Source organism: Microbacterium sp. zg-YB36 (genome assembly GCF_024623575.2).
Classification (GTDB): domain Bacteria; phylum Actinomycetota; class Actinomycetes; order Actinomycetales; family Microbacteriaceae; genus Microbacterium.
Window position 1 is genome coordinate 1,255,045 of sequence record NZ_JANJFD020000001.1, and the last position, 18,949, is coordinate 1,273,993.

General features: G+C 69.8%; 19 protein-coding genes and 1 tRNA gene. 7 read left to right on the forward strand and 13 right to left on the reverse strand.

Features of this window, described 5'->3' with window-relative positions; all coding sequences use genetic code 11:
* The first annotated feature begins 73 nt into the window (after positions 1-73).
* The 7 genes from NQ151_RS16755 (at position 74) to NQ151_RS06455 (ending at position 5,145) form a co-directional block, all read left to right on the forward strand.
* A complete protein-coding gene (locus tag NQ151_RS16755) occupies positions 74-355 on the forward strand; it encodes an endonuclease domain-containing protein (protein ID WP_353477560.1) in 282 nt (93 codons plus the stop codon).
* Positions 356-383: 28 nt separating this feature from the next.
* Positions 384-1,346 (forward strand): hypothetical protein, encoded by a 963-nt coding sequence (locus tag NQ151_RS06430; protein ID WP_257527455.1) that lies wholly within the window; start codon positions 384-386, stop codon positions 1,344-1,346.
* Positions 1,346-1,789, forward strand: coding sequence for a hypothetical protein (locus NQ151_RS06435; RefSeq protein WP_257527457.1), 444 nt, complete (start codon positions 1,346-1,348; stop codon positions 1,787-1,789). The genes NQ151_RS06430 and NQ151_RS06435 overlap by 1 nt, the downstream gene beginning before the upstream one ends.
* A gap of 2 nt (positions 1,790-1,791) precedes the next feature.
* Positions 1,792-2,940, forward strand: a complete 1,149-nt coding sequence (locus NQ151_RS06440) for a phage major capsid protein (RefSeq protein ID WP_257527458.1) — start codon at positions 1,792-1,794, stop codon at positions 2,938-2,940.
* A 128-nt stretch (positions 2,941-3,068) separates the two neighbouring features.
* Complete coding sequence (locus tag NQ151_RS06445; protein ID WP_257527459.1) at positions 3,069-3,302, forward strand: head fiber protein; 234 nt, start codon at positions 3,069-3,071, stop codon at positions 3,300-3,302.
* Positions 3,303-3,369: 67 nt separating this feature from the next.
* Positions 3,370-3,861: a hypothetical protein gene (locus NQ151_RS06450; RefSeq protein ID WP_257527460.1), complete on the forward strand. Its 492-nt coding sequence runs from the start codon at positions 3,370-3,372 to the stop codon at positions 3,859-3,861.
* A gap of 3 nt (positions 3,862-3,864) precedes the next feature.
* Positions 3,865-5,145 (forward strand): SGNH/GDSL hydrolase family protein, encoded by a 1,281-nt coding sequence (locus tag NQ151_RS06455; protein WP_257527461.1) that lies wholly within the window; start codon positions 3,865-3,867, stop codon positions 5,143-5,145.
* A gap of 31 nt (positions 5,146-5,176) precedes the next feature.
* On the opposite strand, the gene NQ151_RS06460 is transcribed toward NQ151_RS06455, so the two are convergent.
* The 13 genes from NQ151_RS06460 to NQ151_RS06520 all read right to left on the reverse strand — a co-directional run bounded on the left by NQ151_RS06460 (position 5,177) and on the right by NQ151_RS06520 (position 18,789).
* On the reverse strand, positions 5,177-5,587 hold the full coding sequence (locus NQ151_RS06460; protein ID WP_257527462.1) for a hypothetical protein: 411 nt from the start codon (positions 5,585-5,587) through the stop codon (positions 5,177-5,179).
* Positions 5,588-5,741: 154 nt separating this feature from the next.
* A tRNA-Thr gene (locus NQ151_RS06465) sits at positions 5,742-5,814 on the reverse strand.
* Between the two features lie 68 nt (positions 5,815-5,882).
* Positions 5,883-7,436 carry an alpha/beta hydrolase gene (locus tag NQ151_RS06470; RefSeq protein WP_257527463.1) on the reverse strand — a complete coding sequence of 518 codons (1,554 nt, stop codon included), beginning with the start codon at positions 7,434-7,436 and terminating at the stop codon, positions 5,883-5,885.
* Positions 7,433-8,590, reverse strand: coding sequence for a DNA polymerase III subunit delta' (locus NQ151_RS06475; RefSeq protein WP_257527464.1), 1,158 nt, complete (start codon positions 8,588-8,590; stop codon positions 7,433-7,435). Before NQ151_RS06475 ends, NQ151_RS06470 begins: the two co-directional genes overlap by 4 nt.
* 41 nt (positions 8,591-8,631) lie before the next feature.
* Complete coding sequence (tmk, locus tag NQ151_RS06480) at positions 8,632-9,258, reverse strand: dTMP kinase (protein WP_257527465.1); 627 nt, start codon at positions 9,256-9,258, stop codon at positions 8,632-8,634.
* A complete protein-coding gene (gene topA, locus NQ151_RS06485; protein ID WP_257527466.1) occupies positions 9,255-11,969 on the reverse strand; it encodes a type I DNA topoisomerase in 2,715 nt (904 codons plus the stop codon). The genes tmk and topA overlap by 4 nt, the downstream gene beginning before the upstream one ends.
* Positions 11,970-12,103: 134 nt before the next feature.
* Entirely contained in the window at positions 12,104-13,603 is a 1,500-nt protein-coding gene (locus tag NQ151_RS06490) for a DUF5979 domain-containing protein (protein WP_257527467.1), read from the reverse strand.
* 68 nt (positions 13,604-13,671) lie between these two features.
* Entirely contained in the window at positions 13,672-15,666 is a 1,995-nt protein-coding gene (locus NQ151_RS06495; protein ID WP_257527468.1) for a DUF5979 domain-containing protein, read from the reverse strand.
* 185 nt (positions 15,667-15,851) lie between these two features.
* On the reverse strand, positions 15,852-16,178 hold the full coding sequence (locus NQ151_RS06500; protein WP_257527469.1) for an Rv3654c family TadE-like protein: 327 nt from the start codon (positions 16,176-16,178) through the stop codon (positions 15,852-15,854).
* Positions 16,178-16,519, reverse strand: coding sequence for a TadE family type IV pilus minor pilin (locus NQ151_RS06505; protein ID WP_257508141.1), 342 nt, complete (start codon positions 16,517-16,519; stop codon positions 16,178-16,180). The genes NQ151_RS06500 and NQ151_RS06505 overlap by 1 nt, the downstream gene beginning before the upstream one ends.
* Entirely contained in the window at positions 16,519-16,731 is a 213-nt protein-coding gene (locus tag NQ151_RS06510; RefSeq protein ID WP_257508140.1) for a DUF4244 domain-containing protein, read from the reverse strand. Before NQ151_RS06510 ends, NQ151_RS06505 begins: the two co-directional genes overlap by 1 nt.
* Before the next feature lie 34 nt (positions 16,732-16,765).
* Positions 16,766-17,695, reverse strand: coding sequence for a type II secretion system F family protein (locus NQ151_RS06515; RefSeq protein ID WP_353477561.1), 930 nt, complete (start codon positions 17,693-17,695; stop codon positions 16,766-16,768).
* Complete coding sequence (locus NQ151_RS06520; protein WP_257527470.1) at positions 17,692-18,789, reverse strand: TadA family conjugal transfer-associated ATPase; 1,098 nt, start codon at positions 18,787-18,789, stop codon at positions 17,692-17,694. The genes NQ151_RS06515 and NQ151_RS06520 overlap by 4 nt, the downstream gene beginning before the upstream one ends.
* Between the last annotated feature and the right edge of the window lie 160 nt (positions 18,790-18,949).

Below are 18,949 nucleotides of genomic sequence, written 5' to 3' on the forward strand. Positions count from 1 at the left end.
GACGCGGCTCGAGGGTAGCGTCATCGGCCGCTGCACCGTCTATGGTTGCGCCCGGCCTTACAAGGCGGCCGGCATGTGCAACAACCACTACGCGCGCGCACACAAATACGGCTTGTCCGCGATGCAGCTAGACATGCTCGCCCGGACCGGGGCGTGCGGCTGCTGTGGCCAGCCTATCGACTGCGACACCATGCAAATCGACCATGACCATGCCTGCTGCCCTGGCGAGATCGGCTGTGGTGCATGCGTCCGCGGCGTCCTCTGCGTGGGGTGCAACGTTGGACTCGGTGCATTTGGCGACTCGCCGGAGCGGCTCGAGCGCGCAGTTCTCTACCTCGCGCGAAACCGCGTTTAGTCCACTAATTCCCCGTAGACTGGGGATCATGGTTAAGAGGTACGCGCTCGAGTCATCCGCGATGGCGACCGCGCGCACCGACGGCACCTACCGCATTCGGATCATCAACGCTGGTGAAGGATCTTCCGGCGTCTACCCCCGCGAACTGTTCACTCAGGAAGAGGCGGACAAGTTCGCCGGTCTGGCTTCCTTCCTGAATCACCCGATCGACCCCGGCAAACCTCACCTTCGCCCGGTTGAGTCGATCGCTGGCCGCCTCGTGGGCGACGTATCGGTTGAGGAGCACGAGGGCGAAGTCGGGTTCTATTCCGACTTCAAGCCCCGCTCCGAGTACAAGAGCTTCTTCGAGGAGTTCGCCGACGTCCTCGGTATGTCGATCTTCATGTCCGCACAGGGCGACGTCATGGAGGACGGCCGCATCGCAGTCGAGTCGTTCGCGCGGGACGCCTACTCCAGCGTGGATGTCGTAGTCGCCGCAGGCCGTGGTGGGCGCTTTGAACGCGCAACCGAGTCCCTGCGCGTCATCGAATCTTCCCTCGGCCTCGCCGAGGGCAACAAGCCTGGTGCCACCGCGGCGCCCGGAGAAAAGGAAAGCAACATGGATCTGAAGGAGCTTGTGTCGGCCGTTGAGGCCCTCGCCAAGACCCTCGAGCCCGTCGTTGCCTTCGTCGCCGAGCAGAAGGCCGCCGCGGATGCCGCAGTGGCTGAGGCGGAGGCCAAGGCCACCGCTGCAACCGAAGAGAAGGATGCGGCCATCGAGTCGTACGCCGCCGCTGTCCAGGCGGTCTCCGAGGCCAAGCTGCTCCCCTCGCAGGAGAGTGACATCCTCACCGCCGCCAAGGCTGGCAAGGACGTCACCCCGCTGATCGAGTCCGCGAAGAAGGTCGCCGTCGAGGCACAGGAAGCCGTCGCAGGCAAGCTGCCCGGCTTCGTCATCTCGGAGTCCGCCGCCGGCGGCTCCACCAGCAAGATCACGGATTGGAGCTTCTGATGGCTGTCGCAACTCAGGAGGTCTTCCAGCGGACCGACGCCCTCGTCGAGACCTGGGACCTTGGTGCCGCCACCCCGGCCCGCACACTCGTCACCAAGGGCGGCCGCTACGGCGTCTCGCTCACCGACACCGTGGGTGTCACCAAGCCCGATCACGTGCTCTACGGCGGCGTGAAGGTCACTGGCATCACCCGCCCCGGCTTCAGCAACGACAAGGCAACCGCCATCGGCACCTACGCCGCCGGCGTCGCCACGGACGGCACCTGGGAGTTCGAGGGCGTCACCGGCGCCAACACCTCCACCGAGCAGAGCACGCCCGTGTTCATCACCAGCGCTGGCGCGCTCACGATGACCTCTTCGGGCAACACCCGCGTGGGCGTCGTGAACTACCCCGCCACCTACGAGAAGGCCTCCGGCGTTCTCCCCATCAAGATCGGAGCCTGAGCATGAAGACCTACGCAGAACTGCTCGAGCAGTACCGCGACAAGTTCACGCTCGACAACCGCATCAACCCGCAGGTTGGTGTCACCGAGTCCAGCGTCTCGCGCGCTCGTGAAATGCTCTCCGCCGCCCGCCGCTCGCGCGTGGAGGAGGCCCGCGTCGCGGAGCTGTTCACCACGTCCGACATCGGCTTCTCGGTGGCCCACCTGTCCTCGGCGATCGCCATCCCGCAGCTCGAAGAGGAACTGAAGTCCCTCGACGGCCTCGCGGGGCAGCGTACCGTGAAGGACCTGAACCCGGTCGTCCTCCGCGGCGTCATCGGTAGCGCGGGCTTCGAGGGCGCTGGTGTCGACCAGTACGGCGCGGCCGCGGTCATCCCCGAGGGCACGCCGTTCCCCATCGTCGAGGCTCGCTCGACGGAGGAGGCTCACTTCTCGAGCATCGTCAAGCGCGGTGTGCAGTTCAACGTCACCGTGGAGGCGCTCATCAACGACCTCCTCGGCGAACTGGACCGCATCCCGGAGGAGTTCCAGCAGATCGTCTTCGACTCGAAGTATGCGGACATCCTGGGCGCACTGCTCCAGGCTGACCAGTACCTCGAGGCGGTCACGCTGCCGGACGGCACCACCACGCTGCCGAACGCGCCGCTCTCGGCCCAGGGCCTGATCGCCGCGGCGGTCGCCCTGGAGAACCGCGAGATCAACGGCCGGAAGATCGGCCGCGTCGGCACGGTCAACGTCGTCGTCCCGATGGGCGCCGCTCGCTTCCTGGAGTATGACCTGGCGCAGTTCGGCCGCGTCATCGCAGTCCAGGACGGCGCGCTCACCCTCTCGCCCGACCGCGAGATCCAGGCCCTGCTGCCGTCGCTCAACATCATCGAGAGCGATCGCGTCACGGGCACCGAGTGGTTCATGTACCCCCGCCCCGGCACCACGCGTCGCCCGGTGCTGGAGCGCCTGAACCTCCGCGGCTTCGAGAGCCCCGAGATCCGCTTCCGCTCCGACAGCGGCCAGATCCTCGGCGGCAACGTCGCTGGCTTCCGTGCCGGCTCGTTCGATGCCGACGTGTCGAGCCTGCGACTGCGCTTCTTCGGTGGCGCCGTTTTGTGGGACTCGGTGTGGGTGGTCCGCTCGAAGGGCACCGGCACCGCGTAAGCACGCGACCAAAGAGGGTCACCCTGCGGGGTGGCCCTCTTTGCGTTAGTCCACTAATCGCCGCCTGATTCGACGCCGTTTAGTCCACTAAACTGAGAGGGCGCGCAACCAAACCTCCAGGAGTGAACATGCCGAACCCGAAGCCCATCAGCCTCGTCGCCGGGGCCAACCCGTCCCCGCTCGTTGACCCCCAGGAGTTCGTGCTGGTCGGCCCCCTGCCCGCCGCCACCGCGACCGTCAACGGCGGCGTGAAGCGCGCCGCCGCGCAGGCCAACAGCACCGCGACTGACGTGGCCGGTCTGGTCGCCGACTTCAACGCCCTGCTCGCCAAGCTGCGGACCGCCGGCGTCATCGCGCCGTAAGCCATGAACCCGCCTCACCCGAGCTGTATACCCGCTCGGGTGAGGCGGACCAACCCGAAGGGCCAGCATGGCTAACAAGGGCGCGTACCCGCTCGATCCGCTCTCCCCGGTGGGCCAGCTTCGCAGTGCCGTCGGCGACACCGCCAGCACCCCCTTGGAGCCTGACGAGCCCGGCTTCGCGTCCTACGCCGTCTGGTCCGACGTTGCGCTTGAGGCGGCCCTGAACCTGGCCGGTGGGAGCGTCTACCGCGCCGCCGGTGACCTGTACACCGCGCTTGCCGCCCAGTACGCGCAGGTCGGCCTGGACATCACCACGGATGACCTGCGGCTGAACACCAGCAAGCGGGGCTCCGACTTCCTGCTGATCGCCAAGAACTTCTACGCCCGCGCGGATGAGTTGGAGGGCGGCAGCGACTTCTTCCAGATCGTGCCGTTCGGCGGCCGAGCAGGCCGCACCTTCAGTCGCCCTGAAGCCACGCCGTGGCCGGTTGCGCCGCTCCCCTCGCTTCCCTCGCCCGCCCTTCCGGTAACCCCGGAACCCACCGGATACGGATGGTAACCCATGCCTGATATCAGCCTGCCGACACGCGGCGAAAAGCCCTACGACACGAAGCTGAACGTCGCCATCCAGACGATCAACCAGGCCGTCGATGCGACCTCGGAAGTCGTTGCGGAAACCGCTGCCGTCGTGGAGACCGGGCGGCTGTCGGAACCGAACCTAAACGCCACGTTTGTCACGGGCAAGGTTGCAGCACGAGTGGCTGACATCATCCCCGCGGCCGGGGGAAGCCACTTCGTCCCGCCCGCGTCAATGCTCGCCGGAAGTGTGGGAGCCTCGTGGTACACCGCGAACAAGGCGCTGGGGGACGTGTTCCGCGTGGACTCGCCCACCCTGGTCCGCTACGTCAACGTCCGGCTCGGCGGCGGGACCGGCAACTATCAGGTCTACGTCGCTCGCCTCAATGCCGCCCATACCGGCCTCTACGTGCTCGGCGCGTCGGCCATCACCGCAGCCCCCAGCGCGGGCACGAACGTGCGTGCCGACCTCGGAGGGAACGTGCTCCTCGTGCCCGGCGATTACGCGGTTGTGCTCTGGTGTAGCGCCATCACGGTCCTTGCCAACCACGGCATCAGCAACGACCACGCCGCCACCCGGTCATCCATCGAGGTGAACGGCGTGCAGGCGGCTGGAGCGGCGGCTGGGCACACGCTCACGTGCAACCCGGCGACGGGGCGATGGGTTTCCCACATCACCGTCAGTGGCCCGGAGTCCGCCCCCCAGGTGCTTTCCCTGCTCGGGGACTCCATCACGGCCAACCCGGCATGGTGGACCCGCGGCAACCTGCTGGCCGGCTCTCCGTTCTCGGGTCTCCACAACCACGGCGTCGGGGGCAACAACACCACGCAGATGCTCGCCCGCGTTGGCGCCTCCCTGTCCACTGCGCCCGACGTTCTACACGTCATGGGTGGGACCAACGATGTTGGGCAGGACGTGCCCACGGCCACGAGCATCGCCAACCTGACCGCCATGTACGACGCAGCGGTTGCGGCAGGGGCGACCCTGATCCGCTACACCGTTCCCCCCCGGACCCACAACAACAACAGCCGCCGCAACCTCTGGCACGCGCTCAACAGGTGGATCAGAGAGTCCGCGGCCGACTGGCCGGGGCTCGTTATCGACTGGGCCCCGGTCCTTTCCGATCCGGCAGACCCGACCGGAGCGACCCCACTCGCCTCCCTGTTCGACGATGGGGTTCACCCCAACGACGCTGGACAGAAGGCCATGTCGGACTACTGGGCGCTCCGAGTTGGTGCGGAGGTCCAGACCAAGGGCGCTGTCTGACCGCACCCTTTCCGGGCGCAGTGTGTGCCTGTCAGAAGGTGAAGATCTCGCCACCGACCTCCACGCAGTGGTCCTGGAGGTCGGTGATCGAGTAGGCGAGTTCGGCGCTGGCGGCCGATAGGGCGCTGCTGTCGCCCCCGTTGGTCAGTGCCGCCCGCCCACCCGCCGCCATGTCCTCCAGGTTGGCCACCACGGGCTCCAGGACGTCCGTAAGCTCGGGGATGCCACCCAGTGCACCGGCCGACTCTTCCAGCGCCTCCAGGTGTACGCGCATGGCACTGGCGGAGGGTGCAGTCTGACCGGCCTCCAGGGCCGCCACGGCGCCCCGCAGCTCGTCGTACGCGGCCTCGCATGCGGCCAAGTCGTCCGCCGGCTCCGCCGCGCACCCGCTCAGTAGTCCAAGTCCCAGGATTCCGGCCACAATGCCCGCTCGCTTCATCACGGGCTGATCGTAGCGGGTCGCGGCGGTGGCGAGGGCGCAAGGGGGGTGCCGAGAACCGCCCGATCTAGGCCGTTTTGCTACACGTTTGCTACACGCGGCGCCCCGTAGACAGCGAAGAGGCCCGAACTTCCGCAGAAATCCGGGCCTCAATCCGAGCCACCTAAGGGAATCGAACCCTTGACCTATTCATTACGAGTGAATCGCTCTGCCGTCTGAGCTAAGGTGGCGTACTCCGCTTGCGCGGTGCACGATCATCGATCTTACATGGCCGAAAGTGCGCTCGCGAACCGGCGGATCACTCGCAGCGCAGGCCGTCCTCGGGCACGGTGCCGTCCACGAGATACGCCTCGACGGCGGCATCCACACAGGCGTTGCCCTTGTTGTAGCCAGTGTGTCCCTCGCCCACGCGCGTGACGAGCACACCCGAGGCCAGCTGGTTCGCCAGCGACACCGACCACTCGTACGGGGTGGCGGGGTCGTTGGTGCTGCCGACCACCACGATCGGCGGTGCACCCTCTGCCGCGATCGGCTCGCGCACGCCGGTGGGCGGGTAGGGCCACACGGAGCAGGAGTCCGGGCCGCTCCAGTACGGCGCCACCGTCGGCGCCTGCGCGTTCAGCAGCGTTTCGGCGGCGGCCTCTTCGGTGCCGTCGCTCACCGGGTAGTCCATGCAGTTGTACGCCCGGAACGCCTCGGTCGAGTTGTCGGTGTAGACCCCGCCCTGGCGCCCGTTGTAGAAGTCGGCCAGCTGCAGCGCGAGGTCGGGGTTGCCCTCGAGTGCGTCGGCAAGCGCGTCGATGAGGAAGGGCCAGCTGCCCTGCGCGTACAGCGCGGCGATGATGCCGGTCATGAGCGAATCCGCTCCCAGCTGCCTGCCGTCCGCGCCCTGCAACGGGCGTGCGTCGACGCTGGCCAGAAGCGTGCCGAGGTCGGCCATGGCATCATCGACCGTGCCGCGGAAGGGGCAGTCCTGCCCCTCGAGACACGCGGCCATGAACGCGCGCAGTGCCGACTCGAAACCGACGGCCTGGGTGATGCCGACCTCCAGCCCTGATACGGCGGGATCGATGGCGCCGTCGAGCACCAGCCGGCCCACCCGCTCCGGGTAGAGCTTGGCGTAGGTGGCGCCGAGGAACGTGCCGTACGAGTAGCCGAGGTAATGCAGCTGGTGGTCACCGAGCACGCCGCGCAGCAGGTCGAGGTCGTGCGCGGCCTGGATCGTGGTGATGTACGGGAGGATGCCGTCGCTGTTCGCTTCGCAGGACTCGGCGAACTCGGCGTTGCGGTCGGTGAGTTCTTCTTCCCATTCGACGGAGCCGCGTGGGTTCTGCGGCAGGTCGTACAGGTACGCGTCCATCTCGGCGGCGTCGAAGCAGCGCACGGCGGTGGATTCCCCCACCCCGCGCGGGTCGAAGCCGATGACGTCGTAGTTCTGCCGCAGCGCCTCACCGGTGGCGAAACTCGCCGAATCACGCACGAGCGCGACGCCGCTGGCTCCCGGTCCGCCGGGGTTGGTCAGCAGCGACGCGATGGGCTCACCCGAGTCGGAGTGGCGGCGGATGACGGCGAGGTCGATCTCGCCGGCGCCTGGTTCGTCCCAGTTCAGCGGTGCGGTGACGGTGGCGCAGTCGTAGTACCCGCCGTCGACGCCGTCGCAGGGCTGCCAGTCGACGGCCTGCTCGTAGAACGGCAGCAGCTCGGCAGAGACGCCGTCGACGACGGGAGCACGGCTCGGCCCCGGCGAAGGCTTGGCCTCGTCGGGGATCATCGCCGACAGGCACCCGGTGAGGGCGAGCGTGAGCGCGGCGAGTGATGAGGTGACGAGCAGGAGACGGCGGCGAATGCTCACGGGGTCCTTCCGCTGGCGACGGTGACGAGCATGCTCTCGAGCGCGAGCACCGGCGCGGCGTTCTGCTCGAGGTTGGTGCGGGTGACGGCGATCTGGTCGAGCACGGTGAGGGTGCGCTGCATGGTCCACGCCGCGGCGAGGGCGCGCAGGTCGGCTTCGAGTTCGCGGTTGATCAGGTCGCCGTCGCGGCCGAACTGCAGCATGAGGGTGTCACGGTACAGCGACTGCAGGTCGGTGAGCACCCGGTCGATGCCGTCGCGCAGGCTGCGCGTGGCGCGGCGCTTCTGTTCGTCCTCGAGGGCATTGATCTGCCCCCGCACCGACGGCGGCACGGCGGCGCCCTCGGCGATTCCGAGCGTGCGCCGCAGCGACGCGCGTTCGGCCTCGTCACGGTCGGCGGTGAGCGACTTGGCGTCTTCCGTGGCGGCCTGCACGATGCGTCCGGCGACCTCCACGGCATCGCCCACGCCGCGCACGCTCAGCACGGCGCGCACGGTCTGCTCGCGGCGGGCGCGCGATGCGGCATCCGTCGCCAGTCGCTGCGCCATGCCGATGTGACGCTGCGCGAGCCGGGCCGACTGCTCGGCGATCGCCTCGTCCACCCCGGTGCGCTGCACGATGAGGCGCGCCACGTCAGCGATCTCGGGATCGCGCAGGCGCAGCGTCCGCACCCGCGAGCGGATCGTCGGCAGCAGGTCGGCGTCGCTCGGCGCGCACAGCACCCAGACGGTGCGCGGAGGTGGCTCTTCGAGCGCCTTGAGCAGCACGTTCGAGGTGCGCTCGGTCATGCGGTCGGCGTCTTCGACCACGATCACGCGGTACCGGCCCAGCGACGGCGAGAAGTAGGAGCGCTCCACGAGGGAGCGGGCGTCCTTGATCGAGATGATCACGCCCTCGGTGCGCAGCGTCGTGAGGTCGGGGTGGGTGCCGCCGAGCACCTGGCGCATCACATGCTCTTCGCCCTCGTCGGCGATCAGCTGCGCGGCGAAGGCATGCGCGATGGTGGAGCGGCCCGATCCGGGTGGACCGGTGATGAGCCACGCGTGCGTCATCGCGGCGGGATCGGATGCCGCGGCCTGCAGCTGCGCGACCGCCTCGTCCTGCCCCCAGATCTCCCCCCATGGCAATGAGTGCACGGTGGGGGCGGATTCCATGGGCTCCAGCTTATCGACGGGCATCGACACGACAGGCCCGGTCAGGACAGCGCGGCCGAGACGCGGGCCTGCACCCGCGCGGCGATCTCGTCGACGGGCAGCAGGGCATCCACCACGAGGAAGCGGTCGGGTTCGGATGCCGCAAGCTCCAGGAACCCGGCCCGGACCCGCTCGTGGAACTCGGTGAGCTCGGCTTCGAGCCGGTCGAACGGCTTGTCGTCGGCGTCGAGGCGGGTGCGCGCGGCGACCGGGTCCAGATCCAGCAGCACCGTGACATCGGGCAGGGCGCCCTCGGTCGCCCACAGCGACAGGTCGCGCACCTCACCGGCATCCAGCACCCGCCCGGCGCCCTGATAGGCGACGGAGGAGTCGAGGTAGCGGTCCTGGATCACGACGTCGCCGCGCTCGAGCGCGGGACGAACGAGGGTCGCGACGTGATGCGCGCGGTCGGCCGCGTACAGCAGCGCCTCGGCGCGCGGCGCGATGTCCCCGCGGTGGTGCAGCACGATGTCGCGCACCAGCACTCCGACCTCGGTGCCGCCCGGTTCCCGGGTGCGCACGACGGTGCGCCCCTGCGCCTGCAGCCACTCGTGCAGCAGGCCGGCCTGGGTGGTCTTTCCGGCCCCGTCGCCACCTTCGAACGTGACCCAGAGACCCGCAGCGCTCACTTCTTGGCCGCGGCCTTACGCGGCGCAGCCTTGCGGGCGGTGGCGCGCTTGGGCGCCGGTCCCTTCGCGCGCTTGTCGGCCAACAGCTCGACGGCGCGCTCGAAGGTGATCTCTTCGGCGTTCTCGCCGCGCGGGATGGTGGCGTTGGTCGTGCCGTCGGTGACGTACGGACCGAAGCGGCCGTCCTTCAGCTTGATCGGCTTGCCGCTGACCGGGTCGGCCTCGAATTCCTTCAGCGCGCTCGACGCGCCGCGGGCGCCGTACTTCGGCTGCGCGTACACGGCAAGGGCCTCGTCGAGGGTGATGTCGAAGAGCTGGTCCTCGCTCTGCAGCGTGCGCGAGTCGGTGCCCTTCTTCAGGTACGGGCCGTACCTGCCGTTCTGCGCGGTGATCTCGGCGCCCGTTTCGGGGTCCACACCCACGACGCGGGGCAGCGCGAGCAGCTTCAGCGCGGTGTTCAAGTCGACCGTCTCGACCGACATGCTCTTGAACAGCGACGCGGTGCGCGGCTTCGGGGCGGCATCCGCCTTCTTACGCGTGGTCTTCTTCTTCGGTGCTTCTTCGACAACACCGGTCTCGGCGTCGGCGGCATCCGGATCGACCGGCTCCACTTCCTGCACGTACGGGCCGAATCGGCCGTCCTTCACGACGACCAGCTTGCCGTTGTCGGGGTTCTCCCCCAGCACCCGGTCCCCGGCCACCGGAGCGTCGATGAGCTCCTGTGCGCGGGCGGGAGTCAGCTCGTCGGGGGCGAGCTCGTCGGGGACGTTGACGATGCGGGGCTTGGCCTCGGGGTCGCCGCTGGGGTCGGGGACCTCCAGGTACGGCCCGTACTTGCCGAAGCGGAGCGTGGCCACGTCGCCGATGGGCGTGGAGTTGAGTTCGCGCGCGTCGATGTCGCCGAGGTTGTCGACGATGTGACGCAGGCCCACGTGGTCCTTGGAGCCGTAGTAGAAGTCCTTCAGCCACGCGACCCGCTGCTGCTCGCCGCGGGCGATGGCGTCGAGGTCATCTTCCAGCGCGGCGGTGAAGTCGTAGTCGACCAGGTCGGCGAAGTACTGCTCGAGCAGACGCACGACGCTGAACGACAGCCAGCTGGGCACGAGTGCCTGGCCGCGCTTGGTGACGTAGCCGCGGTCGAGGATGACATCGATGATGCTGGCGAAGGTCGACGGACGGCCGATGCCCTTCTCCTCCAGCGCCTTGACCAGGCTCGCCTCGGTGTAGCGAGGCTTGGGGCTCGTGGCGTGACCCTTGGGCTCCACCTCGCGCAGCGACAGGGTGTCGCCGACGGCGAGGATGGGCAGCGACTGGTCGGCGTCACGGTCGGCGTCGCTGCGCTTCTCGTCACGGCCCTCTTCGTACGCCTCGAGGAAGCCCTTGAACGTGTAAACGGTGCCCGACGCGGTGAACTCGGCGCTGCGGCCGGCCGCGGTGGCGGTGAGGACGACCGTGGTGGTCTCGTACTTGGCGTCGGCCATCTGGCTCGCGACAGTGCGCTTCCAGATGAGGTCGTACAGGCGCGCCTCCTCGCGGTCGAGCTCGCCCGCCACGGATGCCGGCGTGCGGAACTGCTCGCCGGAGGGGCGGATCGCCTCGTGCGCCTCCTGGGCGTTGCGGCTCTTGCTGCGGTATTCGCGGGGCTTGTCGGGCACGGATGCCGCGCCGTACAGCGCCGTCGCCTGCGCCCGGGCCGCCTCGATCGCCTGCGTGCTCAGCGCCGTCGAGTCGGTACGCATATAAGTGATGAAGCCCTTTTCGTAGAGCCGCTGGGCAACGCTCATGGCGTGCTTCGCGCTCATCGAGAGCTTGCGGCCGGCTTCCTGCTGCATCGTCGACGTCGTGAACGGCGCCTTCGGGCTGCGGGTGCCGGGCTTGGAGTCGACGGAGGTGACGGATGCCGTGGCTTTCGCGGCGATGGCCTCGGCCAGTTCCCGCGCCTGCTTCTCATCGAAGACGATGACGGCCTTCTTCAGCTCACCGCGGTCGTCGAAGTCGGTGCCGCGGGCCAGCGGCAGACCGTCGACGCGGGCCAGGCGCGTGCCGAAGCTCGCGCCGTCCTTGGCGGCGGTGGCCTCGACGTCCCAGTACGACGCGGAGACGAACGCCATGCGCTCACGCTCACGCTCGACGACCATGCGGGTCGCGGCGGACTGCACGCGGCCGGCGCTGAGCGCCTGCCCTTCGCGGCCACTGCCGATCTTGCGCCACAGCACCGGCGAGACGTCCCAGCCGTAGAGGCGGTCGAGCACCCGGCGGGTCTCCTGCGCGTCGACGAGCGCGTGGTCCAGTTCCCGGGTGTTCTCGGCGGCCGCCTGGATGGCGTCCTTGGTGATCTCGTGGAACACCATGCGCTTGACCGGCACCTTGGGCTTGAGCACCTCGAGGAGGTGCCACGCGATGGCCTCGCCCTCGCGGTCCTCATCAGTGGCGAGCAGCACTTCGGCGGCACCCTTCAGTGCGCGCTTGAGTTCGGCGACCGTCTTGGTCTTGCGGTCGTTGACGACGTAGAGCGGATCGAAGTCGTTGTCGACGTCGATCGAGTACTTGCCGTAGGCGGCCTTCTTGTCCGCCGGGATGTCCTTCTTATCCGCGAGATCGCGGATGTGGCCCACCGAGCTGAGCACCTCGTAGTCATCGCCCAGGTATCCCTGAATCGACTTCATCTTCGTCGGGGACTCGACGATGACGAGCTTCTTGCCCTGTGCCACGGTGGCCGCCTTTCTATCCGTGCACACCATACACACCGGCAGGCAGCGGAAATGCTGAGTACGCTCAGGGCGCAGGACCCTCATTTCGCGGTGGCGGGTGGGGCGGACACCGCGGCATCCACCCCACCCTCACCTCACTCGGCCCTGCGGCGCTTCGCTCGGACGGCCGCCATCAGCAGCACTCCGAGACCGATCACGCCCGCTGCCAGCGCCAGCAGCGGCGTCGGCGCATCGCCTCCCGTCTTCGCCAGCGCGTCGCCTCCTGACATCGACACCGCGCCACCGGGCACGGCCTTCACCGGCTCCACTGTGTTGGTCAGCCTGGCCTCCGTGGCTGCCCCCGGCGCGATCGTCACCGTCACCGGGTCGTCAGCGACCACGCTCACCGAGCTGTTATCGCCCGACTCCCGCTCCGCGACGGTGCACTCCGTGCCGGCGGGCAGGTCGCCGAACGTCCGCGCGTACTCCCCCGCGGCCGCGCCGGCCGCGATGTCGAAGGTCTCGGCCAACCCGTTCTCGCAGATCACCGACAGGGAGATGGCGGACTGCTGGCCGGCTCCCGTGCCGTTGATGACCTTGACGACGTTGAGTGCGCCGGGATTGAGCTCGAAGAACTCCGTCGTCGCCGTCGCGACGGCCTCCCGCTGCGTCGTGTCGGCGAGGACCAGCGGCTGCGCCTCGCTGTACGACGGGGTGTTGCCGTCGTAGAGGTAGATGCTGCCTCGCTGCACCGTCACGGTGGCTCGGGCGGTCAGGACGGTTTCCACGCCCGGCACCCCTGGCCCGGTGATCCAGATGGATGTCTCCGACGGGACGCTGCTCCCGTTCGCGATCGGCGTCGTGGCGGCGGAGTCGCTGTACATCGTGTAGTCGTCCGGCACGCTCACGGTCACCGCCTCAGCACCCTCGACCGTGACGACGTAGGGGCCTGCCACGCTCTTCGCGGGTGCGGAGACGAATGCCGGGTTGATCGCCACCTCGGCCGCCGGCTCGGTGACCGGCCCGTTGGCCTGGGCGTCCGCGATCATCGCCGCGGTGGCAGCGCGAACCACAGGCGACTCCGCGCCCAGCACCAGCCCGTCCGTGAAGTACCAGATCGCCGCCTGGGTGGCGGCCGCCTGCTGGTCGGGCGTCAGCTCTGCCGGCGCATCGACCGCCGGGAAGTAGTTGTTGAGGAGGTAGGTGACGTAACCGATGTTCGGCACATTGGCCTCCGACCACGTCCCCGACTGGTAGCCGATGTCGACGGCGGTGGGAGTGCGTGCGGCGATGCAGTACATCTCGCGGGTGCTGGACGGGTCATCGACCGACTTCGTGGTGATGATGCCGATGAACCCCGACCGTGAGGTGTAGTCCGCCGGTGGGCCGTCCGGATACGGGGTTGCGGGATCGGGCACGATGGCCGTGGGGGGCAGATAGCCCGTGGTCCGCAATCCCTCGTCGATGCCCGTGGTGACGATCTCGGTGTTCGATCCCCTCCCGGCATCGGCCACCGGGGTCGCGTCGTCGATGCTCGCTTGTGCGGCCGTCAACGGCGTCGCCACCAAGGCTGCCGCGGCGAATGTGCCCACAAGCGCGAGCAGACCGTGTTTGCGGTGGCGGGAACGGGTGGGGGAAGAGAATGGTGAGTTCATGATTGCCTTCCGAATTCTTCGCAGTGCGGCGGACTGGCGGATGCCTCGGCATCCGCCCCACCCTCATCTCATTCGGCGTTGCGACGGTTCGCCTGGACGGCCACCATCAGCAGCACACCGAGACCGATCACGCCCGCAGCCAGCCCCAGCAACGGCATCGGCGCGTCGCCTCCCGACATCGCCAGCGCGCCCCCGGTCGCGGTGGTCTCCGCGCCCCCGCTCGGGGTGCCGGGCGCGCCACCGCTCGGGGTTCCCTCCGCGCCACCGCTCGGGGTTCCCTCCGCGCCACCGCTCGGGGTGCTCTGCCCGCCACCGCTCGGGGTGCTCTGCCCGCCACCGCTCGGGGTGCTCTGCCCGCCACCGCTCGGGGTGCTCTGCCCGCCACCGCTCGGGGTGCTCTGCCCGCCACCGCTCGGGGTGCTCTGCGCCGGCTGCACGGTGTTGATCAGCCTGGCATCCGTGATCGCCCCCGGCGCGATCGTCACCGTCACCGGGTCGTCAGCGACCACGCTCACCGAGCTGTTGCCACCGGCCTCCCGCTCCGCGACGGTGCACTCCGTGCCGGCGGGCAGGTCGCCGAACGTCCGCGCATACTCCCCGGCGACCGCGCCGGCGGGGATGTCGAAGGTCTCGGCCAACCCGTTCTCGCAGATCACCGACAGGGAGATGGTGGACTGCTGCCCGGCTCCCGTGCCGTTGATGACCTTGACCACGTTGAGCGAGCCGGGGTTGAGCTCGACGGTGTTCGTCACCGTCAGCGCCAGACCCGCCTCCACCATCGTGCCCGTCTGCGGCGCGTCGGTGGTGACGCCCACCTCGGTGGTGGCGCCGGTGGCCGGCTCTGTGACCGTGCAGGTGTTGCCGACCGGGATGCCGGGGAACCTATAGGTCTGGGTCGCGCTGGTCCCTGCAGGGATGTCCTGCGTGAACGTGTAGCCCTCGCCGCAGTCGATCACGAGCTGGGCCGCGCCCTGCTGACCCACCGCGCCGCCGGCATATGCCTTGTTGACGGTGAGCTCCCGGGCGGTGAAGAACTCCGTCATCGCCGTCGCGACGGCATCCAACTGCGTCGTGTCGGCGAGGATCAGCGGCTGCGCGGTGCTGTACAACGGGGTGTCGCCGTCGTAGAGGTAGATGTTGCCGCGCTGCACCGTCACGGTGGCTCGGGCATTGAGGACGGTTTCCACGTCCGTCGCCCCTGGCCCGGTGATCCAGATGGATGTTGTCCCCGATGGGAGTGGGACGCTGCTCGCGTTCGGGATCGGCGTCGTGGCGGCGGCGTCGCTGTACATCGTGTAGCCGTCCGGCACGCTCACGGTCACCGCCGCGGCGCCCTCGGCCGTGACGACGTAGGGGCCTGCCACGCTCCCCACGGGTGCAGAGACGGATGCCGGGTTGATCGCCACCTCGGGCGCCGCCGGCTCGGTGACCGGCCCGTTGGCCTGGGCGGCCGCGATCATCGCCTCGGTGGCAGCGCGAACAGGCGAATCGGCGCCCAGCACCACCCCGTCCGTGAAGTACCAGATCGCCGCCTGGACGGCGGCCGCCTGCTGGTCGGGCGTCAGCCCCGCCGGCGCAGCGACCGCCGGGAAGTAGTTGTTGAGGAGGTAGGTGACGTAACCGATGTTCGGCACGTTGGCCTCGGACCACGTCCCCGACTGGTAGCTGATGCCTGCGGCGGCGGGAGTGCGCACGGAGATGCAGTACATCTCGCCGATCAGGGACGGGTCACCGACCGACGTGGTGGTGATGATGCCGATGAACCCGTACTGCGAGGTGAAGTCCGCCGCTGCATCGTCCGGATACGGGGTTGCGGGGTCGGGCACGATGGCCGTGGGTGGCAGATAGACCGTGGTCCGCAGTCCCTCGGCGGGGGCCTTGGTGACGATCTCGGTGTTCGGTCCAATTCTGGCGTCGGCCACCGGGGTCCCGTCGTCGACGCTCGCTTGTGCGGCCGTCAACGGCGTCACCACCAAGGCTGCGGCGGCGAGTGTGCCCACAAGCGCGAGCAGACCGTGTTTGCGGTGGCGGGAACGGGCGGGGGAAGAGAGGTGTGAGTTCATGATTGCCTTCCGACTTGCGTGGCAATGCGGCGGAATGACCACGCCGCATACCCATCGGTGGCCCGGACGAATGAAGCTGACGGTCGGGACCACCGCTAGAGTCGCGGCGACAGGATAACCACTGCGACGTTCGCGGCTCAATTTGGAAGCTGCTATGAAAAATCCGTGACGTCCGTCACTGCGCGTCACGGCGCAGCGGGAGGCGGACCTGCGCGCGCCGCCGCCGAGACGGGCAGCACGCCGTACGTCGCACCGAGGGTGACGGTGGCCACGAGGCCGTCGAGTTCGCACGCGATCACCTCTGCCCCCACGGTGGCGCCGACCTGCGCGGCACGTTCACAGGGCACGCCGGCGAGGGCGCCGGATGCCGCGTCGGCGGCGGCGAGCGCGGCGGCATCGGCCGCTCCCGCCAGCCGCTGGCTCCACGCCGCCGCGGTTCCGACGCTCAACAGCGACGCGCCGAACAGCACGCCGGCCGCGAGCACGCCGACAGTGGCGACTGTACCGGGCATCAGCGCCCCTCCCCCACGGCGCACGCCGTCGCGCGCAGGTCGCCGAGCGGCAACGGCAGGCCCGTCGGCGCGGTCGCGGTGACGCACACGAGGTCGCCGTCGGATCCGATGGTGGCGGCGGCACCGGTGACCGCGCGCGACACGGCATCCTGCACGCGCCCGTCGGCTTCGCCCCGCGCCGCGAGGCGCGCGCCCTGCGCCGCGCCCTGCTCGAGTCTGACCTGGCGCCCCGAGGCGGTCAGCGCCCCGGCGAACAGCAGGAACACGATGATCACCGCCGGCAGGGCGACCGCGAACTCGGCGGCGGCCGAGCCGCGATCGTCCCACCGGCGGCTGCTCATCAGGCGACGGTGAGGGCTCGGCGGATGAGATCGGTGAGGATGCCGCGCACTTCGTCCGAACGCATGATGATCACCAGCAGCCCGGCGAACGCAACGGCGGCCATCGTCGCGATCGCATACTCGGCGGTGGCGGCGCCGGAGTCCTCTTTCAGTAGCCGGGCCGCGCGGCGGCGGGTGAGGCCGGGCAGGGGGTCGGGTGTCGTTCTCGTCATGATTCTCCTTGTCGTGAGGTGGTTCGGGCACGGGTCAGAGAGTGAGCGGCGTCGTCGCGAGCACGCCGAGGAGCATGGGCGCCACCCCGAGCAGGAGGAAGGCGGGGAGCGTGCAGACGCCGAGCGGCAGCAGCAGGCGTGACGACAGGCGCGCCGCGCGCAGCCGCCCCTCGACGCGCGAACGGTGGCGGGCGTGGGCGGCGTCGGCGCGCAGCAGCTCGACCGCGGGCGCGCCGGCCGTGCGGGAGAGGTCGAGCACGGCGACGGTGCGCGGGTGCTCTTGCATGCCGGTCGCAGTGACGAGATCTCGGGCGCGGGGAATCGAGACGCCGCCGGCGAGGGCGACGGCGAGCAGTTCGGCATCCAAGCCGGGAACTCCCGGGGGCGGCTGCGCGCGTGCGATCAGCCGGGCGGTCCACCCGCGCGCGGCGAACATGAGCAGGGCGCCCGCCACGACCGCTACCGTGCCCAGCGGCTGGGTGAAGACGACGCCCACGGCGTTGAAGCCGAGCGCTGCGCCGAGGGCGACCGCGACCAGCGGCAGCCAGGCGATGAGTCGTGCCGTCGCGATCGGCTCGGCGAGCGCGACCCGCACGTCGTCGGCGGCCGCCTGGGCATCGCGCAGCGCTTCGGCGACCGCCCGCAGGCTCACGGCCAGCGGGGCCCCGACGGTCGTCGCCACCGACCAGGCGTCGGCGACGTGGCGCCAGGTGCCATCGGCCCCCGCGATGGCTGCCGGCAGCGCCGCACCCTCCGCGACCCGCGCGCACACGCCCGCCGCCGTGGCGTTTCCGGACGAGGCGAGGTGCTGCCAGGCACGGTCCGGTGTGATCCCGGCCTGCAGCAGCACCGCAAGCTGCAGCACGGTGGTCGCCGCGGCATCCGCATCGGGGGCTTGCGGGCGTCGGCGTCGGCGGATCGCCGCGGCATTCGCATCCGGAGTTCGCGGGCGCCAGCCGATCACCGCGGCACCGCCTCGAGCGACAACGCCCCGCCGGACAGCACGGGCCACGCCATCCCCGCGACCTTGCGCGCCCCGTCCGCCCCGCGCGCCACGTGCACGATGCAGCCGATCGCACTGACGACCTGCCGTGCGACCGCGCGCTCATCCATCCCGGCAAGCGCGCCCAGAGCCTCCAGCCGGGCGGGCACGTCGTCGATGCCGCCGGCGTGCAGCGTGCCGGCCCCGCCGTGGTGGCCGGTGTTGAGCGCGGTGAGCAACTCCCGCACCTCTTCGCCGCGGCACTCCCCCACCACGAGACGATCGGGACGCATCCGCAGCGCCTCGCGCACCAGCCGCGCCAGGGAGACGGAACCGGCACCCTCGAGGTTCGGTTGACGTGCCTCCAAGCGCACGTGATGCGGATGCCGCAGACGCAGCTCGGCGACGTCCTCGATCGTGACGATCCGCTCGGTGGACGGCACCCGGCCGAGCAGGGCCGCAAGCAGGGTCGTCTTTCCCGCCCCGGTGGCACCGGTGATCAGCACGTTGACGCGCTCGTCGACGACCGCCTCGAGCAGCTCCCGGGTGCGGATGCCGAACATGCCGCGGGTCTGCAGCGCGTCGAGGTCGGGGACCTCGGCGGCGGGCGCTCGCACCGAGATCATGGTGCCGCCCCGCGACACCGGCGGCAGCACGGCGTGCACCCTGATGCCGCCGGCCAGTTGCACGTCGACGCAGGGCGTCGCGTCATCGAGATGACGCCCGCCGAGCGCGATGAGGTCGACGGCGAGCGCTCGGACGTCCGCCTCGTCCGCCCGCCACGCGAGCACCGGCTGGGCGCCGTGACCGCGGTCGACGAAGAGCCCCTCGGCACCGTTGACGAACACGTCGGTGACCGCCGGGTCGGCCAGGTAGGGCGCGAGCGGTGCCAGCGCGGTATCGGTGGGCAGCTTGCGAGCGAGCACTTGGCGGGGTGCGGCCACGGCGGCGGGCGGGCGCAGCAACGGATCCGAGAGGGTCGTCGGTCGGGGCTCGACGCCGACGAGGGCTGACACCTCAGCCGTGGGGGTCACCGCCGCTGCGCGGCGCGGGACGACGACGAACGTGCTGGTCATGCACCGACGGTAGGCCGTGTCCAGGACGCGGCGGAGTGCCCACCGGGCGATCGGTGGACGAACGCCGGCTGCAGCCGCCCTGGGAGGAGGCGGGAACAAGGATGGGCGGCATCCCATGGGGGGATGGGATGCCGCCCTGACAACGAACACCGTCCGGGGG